The 12884-nt window shown below is 60.4% G+C and carries 13 protein-coding genes and 2 pseudogenes; 7 read left to right on the top strand and 8 right to left on the bottom strand.

All coding sequences use genetic code 11. The features are described 5' to 3' along the window. Window positions 1–33: 33 nt before the first annotated feature. Both Mame_RS23020 and Mame_RS23015 read right to left on the bottom strand, forming a co-directional pair. Complete coding sequence (locus Mame_RS23020) at window positions 34–1179, bottom strand: CaiB/BaiF CoA transferase family protein (RefSeq protein WP_018063898.1); 1146 nt, start codon at window positions 1177–1179, stop codon at window positions 34–36. 13 nt (window positions 1180–1192) lie between these two features. Then, complete coding sequence (locus tag Mame_RS23015) at window positions 1193–1996, bottom strand: citryl-CoA lyase (protein WP_018063897.1); 804 nt, start codon at window positions 1994–1996, stop codon at window positions 1193–1195. A gap of 206 nt (window positions 1997–2202) precedes the next feature. On the opposite strand from Mame_RS23015, the gene Mame_RS23010 reads away from it, so the two are divergent. The 4 genes from Mame_RS23010 (at window position 2203) to Mame_RS22995 (ending at window position 5892) form a co-directional block, all read left to right on the top strand. Continuing rightward, window positions 2203–3051: an IclR family transcriptional regulator domain-containing protein gene (locus Mame_RS23010; protein ID WP_018063896.1), complete on the top strand. Its 849-nt coding sequence runs from the start codon at window positions 2203–2205 to the stop codon at window positions 3049–3051. A 43-nt stretch (window positions 3052–3094) separates the two neighbouring features. Then, window positions 3095–4573: an amidohydrolase family protein gene (locus Mame_RS23005; RefSeq protein ID WP_018063895.1), complete on the top strand. Its 1479-nt coding sequence runs from the start codon at window positions 3095–3097 to the stop codon at window positions 4571–4573. Between the two features lie 90 nt (window positions 4574–4663). Then, window positions 4664–5524 carry a DODA-type extradiol aromatic ring-opening family dioxygenase gene (locus Mame_RS23000; protein ID WP_018063894.1) on the top strand — a complete coding sequence of 287 codons (861 nt, stop codon included), beginning with the start codon at window positions 4664–4666 and terminating at the stop codon, window positions 5522–5524. Continuing rightward, complete coding sequence (locus Mame_RS22995; protein WP_018063893.1) at window positions 5521–5892, top strand: hypothetical protein; 372 nt, start codon at window positions 5521–5523, stop codon at window positions 5890–5892. Before Mame_RS23000 ends, Mame_RS22995 begins: the two co-directional genes overlap by 4 nt. A 155-nt stretch (window positions 5893–6047) precedes the next feature. Here Mame_RS22995 and Mame_RS22990 read toward each other — a convergent pair whose 3' ends face one another. Continuing rightward, window positions 6048–6296 (bottom strand): NAD(P)-dependent oxidoreductase, encoded by a 249-nt coding sequence (locus Mame_RS22990; protein WP_018063892.1) that lies wholly within the window; start codon window positions 6294–6296, stop codon window positions 6048–6050. A gap of 127 nt (window positions 6297–6423) precedes the next feature. Here Mame_RS22990 and Mame_RS22985 point away from each other — a divergent pair. Continuing rightward, window positions 6424–6607: pseudogene (locus Mame_RS22985) on the top strand (RidA family protein); the annotation flags it as partial. Window positions 6608–6744: 137 nt separating this feature from the next. On the opposite strand, the pseudogene Mame_RS27410 reads toward Mame_RS22985, so the two are convergent. The 3 genes and pseudogenes from Mame_RS27410 to Mame_RS22970 all read right to left on the bottom strand — a co-directional run. Continuing rightward, window positions 6745–6980, bottom strand: a pseudogene (locus tag Mame_RS27410) (Tn3 family transposase); the annotation flags it as partial. Window positions 6981–7101: 121 nt separating this feature from the next. After that, a complete protein-coding gene (locus tag Mame_RS22975) occupies window positions 7102–7680 on the bottom strand; it encodes a dihydrofolate reductase family protein (protein WP_026173320.1) in 579 nt (192 codons plus the stop codon). Window positions 7681–7743: 63 nt separating this feature from the next. After that, a complete protein-coding gene (locus Mame_RS22970; protein ID WP_026173319.1) occupies window positions 7744–8277 on the bottom strand; it encodes an SRPBCC family protein in 534 nt (177 codons plus the stop codon). A gap of 224 nt (window positions 8278–8501) precedes the next feature. Between Mame_RS22970 and Mame_RS22965 the strand changes: the two genes are divergently transcribed. Together Mame_RS22965 and Mame_RS22960 are read left to right on the top strand one after the other, a co-directional pair. Continuing rightward, complete coding sequence (locus Mame_RS22965; protein ID WP_018063888.1) at window positions 8502–9722, top strand: hypothetical protein; 1221 nt, start codon at window positions 8502–8504, stop codon at window positions 9720–9722. A gap of 10 nt (window positions 9723–9732) precedes the next feature. Then, the gene (locus Mame_RS22960) at window positions 9733–10398 is read left to right on the top strand and encodes a Vgb family protein (protein WP_026173318.1); all 666 of its coding nucleotides are present in this window, start codon (window positions 9733–9735) and stop codon (window positions 10396–10398) included. A 52-nt stretch (window positions 10399–10450) separates the two neighbouring features. On the opposite strand, the gene aac(3) is transcribed toward Mame_RS22960, so the two are convergent. Then, window positions 10451–11284, bottom strand: coding sequence for an aminoglycoside 3-N-acetyltransferase (aac(3), locus tag Mame_RS22955; RefSeq protein WP_018063886.1), 834 nt, complete (start codon window positions 11282–11284; stop codon window positions 10451–10453). 656 nt (window positions 11285–11940) lie between these two features. Further along, the gene (locus tag Mame_RS22950) at window positions 11941–12879 is read right to left on the bottom strand and encodes an ABC transporter ATP-binding protein (RefSeq protein ID WP_018063885.1); all 939 of its coding nucleotides are present in this window, start codon (window positions 12877–12879) and stop codon (window positions 11941–11943) included. Between the last annotated feature and the right edge of the window lie 5 nt (window positions 12880–12884).

Genomic DNA, 12884 nt, shown 5'->3' with positions numbered 1-12884 from the left:
CCTCCTCCCTGTGTCCGCAACGAAACGCGCGTGTCAGCCCGCCTTCCGGCGGGCAATCTCGGCGCGTATTTCCGCACCGTGCTGGTCGAGCAATGGCGGCGCGACAATGTCTGTTTCGACCTGCTCATCGAAGCTGTAGGGCGGCCGCACGGTCTTGGTCTTGCCCTTTTCGGGATGGTCCATCTCGACCGCGATCTGCAGATGCTGCGCCTGGGGATCGTCGAGCGCTTCATCGGAATCATAGGCCGGTGCGTGGGGTACGCCGGCCTCGAGCAGTTTTTCGCACCATGCGTCGCGCGTTTTCGTCTTGAAGACCGGTGTCAGGATTTCGATGAGGTCGTCCTGATGCTGGATGCGTTCCAGACGCTCGGCAAAACGGGGGTCATCGGCAAGCTGCTCCTGCCCGGTCGCCTCCAGCAGCCCTTCCCAGAACTTGGCGGGCGAGGACATGTGGATCGCCACCCATTTGCCGTCGGAACACTCGAATGTATAGCTCTGCGACACGGTCGGCCGCGACAGCGGGCCCATGACCTCGTCCACGGCGAAATAATGCGTGAAGCTGTCAAGGTTGAAATGGGTCATGGCTTCCAGCATCGAGATATCGATCCGTCGCCCCTTGCCCGTGGTTGCGCGCTCCAGAAGTGCAGCGAGAATGGCCATGGCCGCATATTGGCCGGTGAGCGCATCGGCGATCGCGGGGCCGATCACGCGCGGATTGGTCGGCGGCGTCAACAGTCTCAGGAAACCGCTCGCCGCCTGGGCAACGGTGTCGAAGGCCGGGCGATCCCGCGCCGGGCCTGACTGGCCGAAACCGGAAATCGCGCAATAGACCAGATCGGGTTTGACCTTGCGCAGATCGTCTTCCCCGACGCCCAGACGTTCGGCGACGCCGGGCCTGAAGTTCTGGATGAACACATCGGCGGTCGAGACGAGATCGCGCAAAAACGCCAGTTCGGCCGGATCCTTGGTGTCGATCGCGATCGAACGCTTGTTGCGGTTGTAGGTCTGGTAGTGCGGCGAATAGAGGCCGCCCTTGAACGCGCGGAAGGGATCGCCGGCGCCGGGGCGCTCGACCTTGATCACATCGGCGCCGAGATCGCCGAGATGCATGGCCGCAGCCGGCCCGGTGATATAGGTGCCGAGTTCGATAACCCTGATATTCTTGAGAATCTTGACCATCCGGCTTCCCCGCTCAGCTGCTTTTGTCCGCGGCCTTGGGGCCGTCATATTCGATCGCAAGATCCGCCTTGTGCGACATGATGAAACCGATAGAGCGCCGGCTTTCCTCAAGGAGATGCGCGGAGAGACCGGCTGTGCGGGCGAGGATCGGAACCGCCTTCATGGCATCGGCCGGCCAGCCGGCATCGAGGATCGTCGCGGGAATGGCGCCCGAGACATTGATCGGAAGCGGCCGTTCGACAATCCCCGGCGCCACTTTTGCAAGCGCATGGAGCGCTTCGATGTGACGTCCCTTGATGTCCAGTTCGGCGGCCACCTCCAGCAATCTGTCGGCGCGCGGGTCGCCTGCAGAATGCTGCGGATGGCCAAGCCCCGGCACCTTCTTGCGCGCGGCCTTCAAGGCGGTGACGCTTTCGATCGCGGCCTTTTCCAGATCGCCGCCCATGCTGTCGGCCTTCTCGACCACGGAGACGAGAAACTGCCCGGCCACATCCGAGGAACCGGCGACGACGCTGCCCATGCCGAGAATGCCGGCGGCCATCGCCCCCTGCCAGGCCTCCGGCCCGGCGGCAAGCGTCATGCGGGCGGCCTGCACGCTTGGCACCAGGCCGTGTTCGGCGATCGCGACCAGGCAGGCATCCATCATCCGCCGTTGCGCCGGCGCGGGCTTTTCGCCGGTCACGAGCAGCCAGAAATAATCGCTGAAGTCGATCTTTCCGATCAGATCGCCGCACAGGTCGTGGCCGCGCACCGTGATGCTCTCGGCATCGGATCCGGCAATGGCGGTGAACGCACCGTCCTGTTTACCTATTCGCATAACAAACTCCCTTTTCGCTGTGCGAAATAATTTCCTCTTGCCGAAATCGTAGAGAGCAATTAGTCTAGCGTCAAGTTGAAAGCGAGCCGGCCTGTCTCACACGGTCGGGACCAGTTTTCGGCGGGAGGACGAACCGGGGCCGCGCGGCCAGTCGGTGGTGGGCAAGCCCTTGTTTTCAGGGGCCGCCTCAACCAATCTGGCGCCAGATGAAACCGGTTCTTGAGGAAAATGACGTGGCTGAAATTCTGAAGATGGTCGAAGAGAGCGACAGACCTGCCGAATTCGTGGAGGCGCTGGCCAAGGGGCTTGCGATTCTCGAATGCTTCGACGCCGCCCATCCCCAAATGACCCTGAGCGAGGTCGCGCGCCGCGTCGGTCTTTCGCCAGCGGCCGCCCGCCGCAGCCTGATCACGCTGCAGACGCTTGGCTATGTCGGCCAGACCAACAAACATTTCCATCTGCGTCCCAAGGTGATGACGCTGAGCTCGGCGTTTTATTTCTCCGCCCGTATCGACGAGGTTCTGCAACCCAATCTGCGCATGCTTGTCGAGCAGTTCGGTGATGCCTCGTCGATCGGAACGCTCGATGGAGACCATGTCATCTACGTCGCCCATGTCTCGGTTCAGCGCGCCCGCCGCGCTGCCGCCGTCGTCGGCGCGCGCTATCCCGCAGGCGCCACCTCGCTCGGCCGCGTTCTGCTCGCCGGTCTCTCCGACGAGGCCCTCGAACACTATCTGAAAACCGCAAGGCTCGAAGCGCTAACCTCCAAGACGGTCACCGACCCCGATGTCCTTCGCGAAAAGATCATGGCTGTCCGGGCGGATGGCTATGCCACGACCGTCGATCAGCTCGACTACGGCATCACCGCGCTTGCGGTTCCGATCAGGAACTTCGAGGGCCGCACGATCGCGGCGCTCAACACCTCGGGATACACCGGCATGGTGACGCCCGAAAGCATGATCGCAGAACGGCTGCCCGCGCTCAGGGAGGCGGCATCGCATATCGCGCATGCCATGAGCCGGTATCCGGTTCTGCAATCGACAATGGGGACCTGACCGAAGGACAGGTTTTCCGCGCAGGTTCAAGGGAGGAGAAACCATGTGCAGGCTTTGCGACATTTCCAGACGGCATCTGCCCTACCCGGCACTCGGCCCCGCCGGCTTCGGCGCTGGGGCGACGGCGATGCCGGCGTCATCGCCTGTGACGGACGGCGTGCCGGAGGCCTGCGGGCGTGAAGGACAGCGCACGCTGATCCGCAACGGAATCATCCTGTCCATGGATGGCACAGTCGGCGATTTCGAAAGGGGCGACATTCTGATCGAGGGGTCCCGGATCGTCGAAATCGCCGAGACCATCTCGGCGGACGACGCGATCGAGATCGATGCGGCCGGCAAGATCGTCATGCCGGGCTTTATCGATACCCATCACCACCAGTTTGAAACCGCTTTGCGCGGCCAGCTTGCAAACGCCATCCTCATCAATGATGGCCTGCCGGCGAATGCGCAAAACTATTACGAGACCGTTCTGCAATCCTTCTCGCTCGTCTATCGGCCGGAGGATGTCTATATCAACGAGCTGTTCGGCGCGCTGTCGCAGCTCGATGCCGGTGTGACGACGGTGATGGATGTCAGCCAGATCCACCACTCGCCGGCCCATTCCGACGCCGTGATTTCAGCGCTGAAGGATTCCGGCCGGCGTTCGGTCTTCGGCTATTTCGAAGGCTGGGGCGACGACGCCCAGTATCCGGGCGATGCGGCAAGGCTGCGCGAACAGTATTTCTCCTCGAACGACCAGTTGCTGACAATGATCATGGGCGGCGAGATCTACCTGCCGTTTCATGAACAATCCTGGAAGACCGGACGCGACCTCGACCTGCCGATTGCGCTGCATGTGGTCGGCACATTCGGCATGCAGCCGACATTCGACGGGCTTGGCGCGGGCGGCGCCTTCGGGCCGGACAATATCTTCATCCACATGACCGGCATGTCGGATGACGGCTGGAAATATGCCCGCGATGCCGGTGCTCATATCTCGCTGTCCGTGCCGATCGAGATGCAGATGCGCCACGGCACGCCGCCGATCCAGAAGGCCATCGACCATGGCATGAGCCTTTCGCTTTCCACCGATGTGGAATGCACGATGACAGCCGATTTCTTCACCCAGATGCGGGCCATGGTCACCATGCAGCGCATGTTCGCCAATGAAAAGGCGTTGGCAGGCGAGGAATATCCAGCCCTTCTGACCGCCCGCGAGGCAATCCGGGCGGCCACGATCGGCGGGGCGGAGGGCCTGAAGCTCGACCGCCGCACCGGTTCGCTGACACCCGGCAAGGACGCCGACATCATCCTGCTGGATGCCGAGGCGCTCAATGTCGCCCCGCTCAACAATGTGCCCGGAACCGTGGTCACGCTGATGGAACGCTCGAATGTCGACAGCGTGCTGGTGGCCGGCAAGGTCCGCAAGTGGAAGGGCAAGCTTGTCGGCGCGGACATCGCCCATCTGCGCGGCGAGCTGGAGAAGAGCCGCGATTACATTTTCGAAAAGGCCGGCATCGCCCGGTCGCTGTTCGGCGACTGAGACGGCGGGCCTCAAGACGAGGGAATGAGCCCGCGCGCGGCACTTTCAACCGTGCGGGCTTTCGAGGACATCCGATAAGAGGAGAGAGAATTGGCAAAACTCGTTGCAACGCTGGCGTCGACCCACCACCCCTTCTACCTGAAGGCCACCACGGCGCCGCCCGAACAGCAGATGCCCGAAGCGCCGACCTGGAAGCGCAAGATCGAGGCCTATCGCGAAACGCTGGCAAAGGCCGAACCGGATGTTCTGGTGATGATCGGATCCGATCATTTCCACCAGATCTTCCTCGACAACTGCCCGCAATTCCTGATCGGCAAGGCGGAGCGCTACGACGCGACCTTCTATAATGAGGAACGCGAGTTCGGCATTCCGAAATATGTGCTGGAGGGCGACGAAGCGATGTCTCGCTTCATGCATCAGTCGCTGATGAACCAGAATTTCGATTTCGCCTTTTCCAACGAGCTGAAAATCGATCATTCGATCATCTGCCCGATCATCACCGTGCGTCCGCAAAACGACCTTCCGGTGGTCCCGATCTATACCAACATCTTCGCGCCGCCGCTGCACACGCCGAAGCGCTTCTATGAGGTCGGCCGCGCCATCCGCAAGGCGATCGACGACTTCCCCTCCGACAAGCGCGTCGCCGCCATTGGCACCGGGCATCTGTCGCTTGAGCTCGGCGGTCCCCGCCAGTTCATGGAGACGGGGCCGGATCCGGTATTCGACAGGCAGGCGATCGAATGGCTGAAGAGCGGCGATATCGACGCTATTCTCGAAAACGTCACCCATGAGAGCATGGCCCAGAGCGGCAATGCCACCCATGGCTTCCTGAACTTCATCCTGATGCTTGGCGTGGCCGGTCCGGAAGGGGCCGACTATGTCGACAATCTCGACCTGTTCCACACCATGGAAGCCTATTTCACCTGGTATCCCAAGGAGGCCGCGGCATGAGCAAATACTACGTCAACAAGTTCCTCTATACGGTCGACCGCGACCCGGAACTCTTGCAGCGCTATATCGACGAACCGCGCACCTTCGTCGCCACCTGGGAACAGTCGATCGGCCCCAAACTGCTCGGCAATGACGTGGAAGCCTCGACGGTGCACAGCCTTACCCATGAAGAGCGGGAGGCGCTGATCAACCACGACTATCAGGCCCTGTTCGAAATGGGCGCGCATTTCTTCCTCAACCTGACGATCTTCATCGGCATTTATGACGAGCCCTATCTGAAGAAAAGCGGGCCCCTTTCGTTCCAGCGCGAATTCGCCGCAAGGCTTCAGGACTGGCACGGCAAGGACTATCCGAGCGTCGAAACCTAATATTCGTCGCCTCCCCTCGCGGCGGCCTGAACAGACGGGCGTTTTGAAGTCGTCGCTGAAATTCGATTTGTCGAGCGCTGCCTTCCTGCTCCATTTCGAGGCAGGAGGGTGCCTTCGTTTGGCGGGGCAGTTCGCGGCGATCTCCGGTTTGTCGGCTAGGCGGCGGATCGGCCAATGCTGTTGACCGGGTAATGCAGCTTCTCATTGCGGGCGAAGCGGACCGCCTCTTCGGCGACCTTGCGCTTCAGTTCCCGAGCCGCCTCCTCGGAATACCAGGCCATGTGCGGGGTCACGAGGCAGTTGGGGGCTGCAAGCAGCGGCGATGTCGCCGGCAGCGGCTCGTGCTCGGCCGTGTCGATACCGGCGCCGCCGAGATGGCCGGAGACGAGCGCACCCTTCTCCATGCGGGCGAAGCTTGCGATCGCTGTATTGCAGCTCGGAATGCGTGCGTTGTCGTGGCACTGCCGTGACGTATCTGCCCCATAGTGCTTCCTTTCATTCCATGGAAAACATCGCACCATCAAACTCTGGGATCAAACAGTGAAACTGACGGTTTTCGTGGTTGACTACGACATTACGAAACTTGGCGTGTTGACCGAGAACGTGACGCGGATGTTCGGCGGCAAGCGGCCTGCGCAGACGCTGGTTCCGGTGCCGAAAGCTCGCCATCGACCCCATGCTCTTCGAGGTTGAGGCTGTGGTTCTCTTGGATTGAGCGCCCGACCGGAGCACCGACATGTCGGTGCGCGCACTTAGCGCCACACCCCGGTCTGCGTCGTCGGTATACCGGGGTGTGGCCGCATGCGGGACCGATTTCTACTCGTTTTGCGACGTGCCTTTGACGCAGACAGCTCACGCGGCGATTTTGTCGACATCTATCGGGCTGCCCAGATCAATCGAACCGGCCGTAGGAATTGACGTGGGCATAGATCAGCGGTGTCAGGCCGCGATAATCTTCCGGTGTCATGGGGCCTTCCCACGACGGTTCGGCAAGCACCTTGCAGCATGCGCGTGTTCACATAGACAAGCGAAGCTTGAAGGAGGTGTAGCGCCAGTGCCGAAACCTCCTGCTCGTCGATGAGATTGCTGCCATTTCCCGACACCTCGCTCGCCAGCTTCCCTTCCGTTCACGATGGATGAGAAAGTTAAGTGCTCTTCGACCGAACACGGATTAGGCGCGGCAAGTCTCCCGCCGCCGCGCCAGTTAATTCACTCGGCGAAGGAATAGCTCAGATGCACTAGAGCTCCATTTACCGGCTTTGCATCGATCAGGCGTAGTGCATGGCGACCGTCCACCCTGTCAAAAAGCCCCTTCCCGCCGCCGGCGAGCAGTGGATGCACAATGAGGTGCACTTCATCAACCAGCCCGGCATTGATCAGCGTTGAAGTGATCTGAGCCCCGCCGACAAGATAGATATCCTTGCCGGGTTCTCGCTTGAGTTCCGCAATTTCGTCTATGGAGCGCAGAAATCGGGTGTTCGGCCAGAGCGCGGACTTGAGGGTCGAGCTCAGGACATAGTGAGGCATGCCCGGTATGAGCTTGGCCCATTCGACCTCTTCATCCGTCGGCAGTTCGCCGGTCATCGGCATGGGCTCGTTTGGCGCATTCTGCATCGCCGTCCAATATTGCTCATAGCCGGGATACATACCGGCGCCCAGCAGGCAAGCGTCGATATGCGGCGTGAGGCCATAGTCTTCGGACCACGCCGTCACCCAATCCGCGTAGCCGTCCGGTCCCTCCATGCGGCCGTCCAATGATATTTTCATCCCTGAGATCAGTTTACGCATGTCGTTATCTCCTGTGACCATGCTGGCCGTGCAGATCGTGGCCCGCCTACCACGGACCTCTGCTCACGCTGCAATGCGCTGTTCATAGTCGGACTTGAGTTGACGCCAGGCGTCCCAGAACGGCACCGGCGTCTCGCCGCGAAGGCGGGAAACCAGAATGTCGAGATGCGCGTGCCAGCCAGCGGCAATGCTCAGAAGGGTGTTGTGATCGGGCAGCTTCTTGTGAACCACCTTGAGCTCGGTTCCGCCAACCTTGTCTTCAAGCGTGAAGGTCACGCCATCGGTGTTCGCCCAGGTGAAGGAGATCAGATGGCCGGGGTCGATCTCGGTGATGGCGGACTGCATGCTATGCTCGCTGTCCGACGGTTCGCCGATTTGGTCGGCGGGCTCGGAAAGCTGCTCGTTTCGCCAGACAAGCTCGAACCCGGCACCTTTGGCGAGTTCCATATTGCCGTCCGCAAGCCACTGCCGGCGCAGTTTAGCTTCAGTAAGCCATGACCAAACGGTGTCGACTTCGGCAGGCAGATCCCGGTTGAAAACCAGGGTGTCGCCCCCACGCAGGGCGGCGTATTTAGAGACACTAGCCAGCTGATTCATGTTCTTTACTCCTTCAAGGACATTCCTCATGCAGAACTCGCATGAGAGTTTCGATTTATACTTACGACCAGACAGGAACTATTTAGTTCCGCATGAATGCAGCCGGTGCACTGCAATAAAAATTGCATTTTCTTGATGCAGAATTACCATGTCCTGATTGGCCACGCTGATTAGTTAGCCGCCATTCGATCCAAGCGAGAGTTACAAATGTGACGGGATTCTAGATGGACTCACTCATCAATGCTGCCGCGCAGGCCCTCGCGACAGGCAATCCTTTGCTGGCTCTGAATCGCGTTGCGTTGCGCAATGACGCTCCAGCTATGGCCTTGCGTGGCATCGCAATGGCACAGCTCGGTGACCTGGACCGGGCAAGGATCGCCCTCAGAGATGCGGCCCGCATATTTGGCAGAAAACACCCCGTTGCGCATTCCCGATGTGTCGTCGCCGAGGCGGAAATCGCACTCGTATCGCGCGATCTTTCCGCCGTTCCGACCATGCTGGCGGAAGCTGGCACTCAGCTACAAAAGCATGGTGATCACATCAACGCTTTTCATGCGTCCGTCCTTGAAGCCAGGCATCTGTTGCTTGTAGGGCGGATCGATGCCGCGGAGCGCTTGCTTGGCAGCATCGATCCGACAAATCTTCAGGCTTCTCTGCGCACCGCCTACGAACTGGTAAGTTCAGGCATCGCAATGCGACGCCTGCGGGCCGCCGCCGCAAGCGCTGCCCTTGCCCGAGCAGAGTCAGCCGCACGATTTGCCGGAATCTCCGCCCTGATTGCCGAAGTGCAAAGTACGGGTTTAATGCTCAAAAAGCCCGCCGCCCGCTTGATATCGAATTGCACGGAACAGGCACTGCGGCTTGATGACGTCGAGAGGTTGCTCGCCTCTGATAGCCTCGTTGTCGATGCTTGCCGCTATGTCATCCGCCATCAAGAGCAGGTTCTGCCTTTGACGACACGACCAGTTCTTTTTGAACTGGCGCGCGCAATGGCGGAACGCTGGCCGGGCGACGCATCCAGAGAAGCCATGCTGTCTGCCGCATTCGGTGCAAAGCATGCGGACGAGTCCCACCGGGCAAGACTTCGTGTCGAGATCGCACGATTGCGCGCGGAAATTGCGGAATTGGCCACAATAAGCGCAACGGCAAGCGGATTTGCCATCTCGGCAAACAAAGCGCCGCGTATCGTGGTTCTGGCACCACCGACGGACAGTCCACATGCGGAGCTGTTGGCGCTCCTTGCTGATGGTGAAGCTTGGCCAAGCTCTGCCCTTTCCCTGGCACTCGACAAAAGTCCGCGGTCGGTGCAACGCGCACTCGACAAACTTCGTGTCGATGGCAAGGTTCACGCCATAGGCCGAGGGCGTTCCCGCCGATGGATGGCGCCGCCAATCCTCGGTTTCCCGTCAGTATTGTTACTCCCAGGCGCGCTGCCGGGCAGCTAGGATTCACATCATGAAAAAATCGAAGGCTGACATTATTCGCGTATTGGGTCCGTTTCCGGGCTCGGAGCAGGTTCATGGCGTAACGTTTGACGGCGCCCGCATTTGGTTTGCCACCGGCGACGGACTCCATGCGCTTGATCCCAATAGCGGAATAGTAGTGCACTCCCATCCGGTTGCGGCGCATGCTGGCACCGCCTTTGATGGTAATCACCTCTATCAAATTTCCGAAGACCGAATTCTCAAGATCGTCCCCGACACTGGAGAAGTGGTTTCAACGATTCCTGCGCCGGGAGGCGGTGGCTCGGGCCTCGCGTGGAGCGACGGCCTGCTTTGGGTCGGGCAGTATCTTGATCGGCAGATCCACCAGGTCGATCCCGAAACCGGCGCCATTCTTCGCACGATCAAATCGGACCGGTTCGTCACAGGGGTTACCTGGACAGACAACGAGCTGTGGCATGGCACCTGGGAGAACGAGCAGAGCGAACTACGACGCGTGGATCCAAATACCGGCAAAACCTTGGAACGTGTGGAAATGCCCGAGGATACCGTCGTTTCAGGCCTGGAGGCTGACGGCGGAGACTACTTCTATTGCGGCGGCGGCCCTGGGGGAACCATCCGGGTTGTGCGCCGTCCGCGAACTCTTCCAGAGTCCAAAGCGCGCGATGATGACCATTGATCGATTTGCCTGAAGCATCGCGTGCAACGCGGCGGTACTTGCACCCTTTGCTTCACCGGGCAGAGGCACCGTGGCGCCGCTCCAGCCACTCGATGCCGAAGTTGACGATATCCCTTGCCGCAAAGAGATAGCAGTCGGCGTTGCCAACCTTGCCGCGAGCCGGCTTACGCGTCGCGACATAATCCCTTGTGATGCGTTCCACAGCATCGGGCTCGCCCTCAATTGCGTAACAGTCGAGAATGCCGTTGCTGTCCCACTCTTCGGTTTTTTGCCAGACTTTGTGGCCATCAGCATCGAGTAACGGCATCTCGTAGCGGACCCGGCGTTTGCCCGGGATGTCGGCCACAGCTTCGGCATAATGCAGAACGGTCACAGCATCGAGAGGCGCTCCGAGGAGGAGAACCTTGCCCCTAAGCGCAATGAAACGGTCAACTGGGGAACGGGGTCCGAACGCATCGCCCAGCGCGTGCGGCGACACCAAGGTTTCGGCCAGCGGTCCGATTGCCACCATGGAAGAATCGGGATGAGCGCTCCGCTTTGCACCGGGTTGGCTGGCGAGCACCGCGTTGAACATTCCGAAGCCGGGATAGACATTGGCGTTGGCCGGATCAAAGGCGGGCCAGTTCGAGCGCTCCTCCTCCGAGAGCGTCGCACCATTCAGCGTCTCCTCGTAAGGGGAGCGGTCCCACGCGGCATAGCCCATAACCGTCCCGCCCGGCCCGATGGCCGACAAAAGGCCCTGCAATAGCCCGCCTGCACCGCTGAGCACGGGCCCAACTGCCTTGAGTGAGGCGTGTACCATAAGCAGGTCGCCGGACCGCACGCCAAGATCCGCAAGTTGCTGCGCAATTTCATTCGGCGTCGCCGGTATTGGGGCAATTTTCATCAAGATGAACCTCCATGCGCCGACGGCCGATTGCACTCAACAACGTTCGGTGACAGTATTGCCGACGATCCAGTCGGGGACGCACGCGCCGCCGTCGTAGCGGATCTTTCCTATCGCGATGCGGAACAGGCGCCTGAACCGCAGATCACCCCGACTGCATGTCTGGTCAGTGACGAATGGAAGCGTCAATCACTCTCAAGGTGAATATTCTCGAGGCTCAGCCCAAGTCAATTCAATCGAAGGCTTCGGGACACAAATCAGGCGAACACTCATAGGTGTCTTTCACCAAATCAGCCCGCAATAGGCAGACTTCTATTTTCATGAGATCGGCTTCCGCTGGTCACAGTGCGTCTCCGCCGGCACCACGACACGGAAAATCCAAACGGGCCGGGACGTCATACGAACCTGCTGGTCTCGGCTGCCGCCGGCACTCCAACTGCCCAACGTTTTCCGCGCTGTGATCGGTCACCAAATACGACGGAACTCTCGACGGGGGCATCACCATCTAAGCACAGTTAGCTGTCTTTGGTTGATAGAGGCCGCGCAGGATTCTGAATTCCTCTTGTTTTGACCCGAAGTGAGGGCCCGGTTCAAGAAAGAAGTGCCGCAGGCGAGCTTGTGAAGTCGACAGCAGCCGTGCTGGATCGTGCAAGGCCCTACGCCTGAGCGGCGAACACCGTATCGCGGGCAAGATAGCCGATGCGCCGGCCGGTTCCGTCAACGACATCGATGCCCGGCAGGTCCGAACCAAGAATCAGCGCGAGCGCGGTGTGCAGGCTTTCATCGCCGCCGATTTCCGTGCCGCAGCCGGCCGCGGAGGGCGGCGACATTACGGTATGGACCTCGATCAGACTAAGCCGCTTTATGTGGCGGTCCTGGCCGAGGAAGTCTCGAACGAAATCATTGGCGGGCCGGGCAAGGATATCGGCTGGCGTGTCATACTGCAAAAGCTTACCGTCACGCATGATCGCGATCCTATCGCCCATCTTGATCGCCTCATCGAGGTCATGCGTAACCATGACGACGGTCTTGCTGACCTTCTTGAGGATTTCGCGGAACTCATCCTGCAGGCGGACACGCGTGATCGGATCGATCGCGCCGAAGGGCTCATCCATCAGCATGATGCGCGGAGCTGCCGCCAGCGCGCGCGCAAAACCAACGCGCTGGCGTTGGCCACCTGATAGTTCATGCGGGAAACGTCTGCGCATGACGGCCGGATCAAGACCGACGAGGTCCAGAAGTTCGTCGATCCGGGCATCGGTCTTCTTCTTCTCCCAGCCAAGAAGCCGCGGAACCGTCGCGATATTTCGCTCGATCGTCATGTGCGGAAACAGTCCAACCTGCTGAATGACGTAGCCGATGCTGCGCCGAAGCTTCTTCTGGTCGACCTTGGCGACGTCCTCGCCATTGATCAGGATGCGACCGGTGGTCGGGGTCTCCAGCCGGTTGATCATCCGCATCGTCGTGGTCTTGCCGCAGCCCGAGGGTCCGATCAGCGCCACGGTGGTACCGGTTTCGATTGTGAGGTCGAGATTGTCGACCGCCAGATGGCCGCCGTCGTCGTAGTTCTTGGAAACGTGTTCGATGGTAATCATGGTCC

It is taken from the genome of Martelella mediterranea DSM 17316, assembly GCF_002043005.1.
In the GTDB taxonomy this organism is placed as follows: domain Bacteria; phylum Pseudomonadota; class Alphaproteobacteria; order Rhizobiales; family Rhizobiaceae; genus Martelella; species Martelella mediterranea.
This window is presented reverse-complemented; position numbering and strand designations above follow the sequence as displayed.

Excerpts from the sequence above, each read along its gene's own strand:
- Mame_RS23020 (WP_018063898.1), bottom strand. The coding sequence starts at position 1,179 with ATGGTCAAGATTCTCAAGAATATCAGGGTTATCGAACTCGGCACCTAT.
- Mame_RS23015 (WP_018063897.1), bottom strand. The coding sequence starts at position 1,996 with ATGCGAATAGGTAAACAGGACGGTGCGTTCACCGCCATTGCCGGATCC.
- Mame_RS23010 (WP_018063896.1), top strand. The coding sequence starts at position 2,203 with ATGAAACCGGTTCTTGAGGAAAATGACGTGGCTGAAATTCTGAAGATG.
- Mame_RS23005 (WP_018063895.1), top strand. The coding sequence starts at position 3,095 with ATGTGCAGGCTTTGCGACATTTCCAGACGGCATCTGCCCTACCCGGCA.
- Mame_RS22995 (WP_018063893.1), top strand. The coding sequence starts at position 5,521 with ATGAGCAAATACTACGTCAACAAGTTCCTCTATACGGTCGACCGCGAC.
- Mame_RS22990 (WP_018063892.1), bottom strand. The coding sequence starts at position 6,296 with ATGGAGAAGGGTGCGCTCGTCTCCGGCCATCTCGGCGGCGCCGGTATC.
- Mame_RS22975 (WP_026173320.1), bottom strand. The coding sequence starts at position 7,680 with ATGCGTAAACTGATCTCAGGGATGAAAATATCATTGGACGGCCGCATG.
- Mame_RS22970 (WP_026173319.1), bottom strand. The coding sequence starts at position 8,277 with ATGAATCAGCTGGCTAGTGTCTCTAAATACGCCGCCCTGCGTGGGGGC.
- Mame_RS22965 (WP_018063888.1), top strand. The coding sequence starts at position 8,502 with ATGGACTCACTCATCAATGCTGCCGCGCAGGCCCTCGCGACAGGCAAT.
- Mame_RS22960 (WP_026173318.1), top strand. The coding sequence starts at position 9,733 with ATGAAAAAATCGAAGGCTGACATTATTCGCGTATTGGGTCCGTTTCCG.
- Mame_RS22950 (WP_018063885.1), bottom strand. The coding sequence starts at position 12,879 with ATGATTACCATCGAACACGTTTCCAAGAACTACGACGACGGCGGCCAT.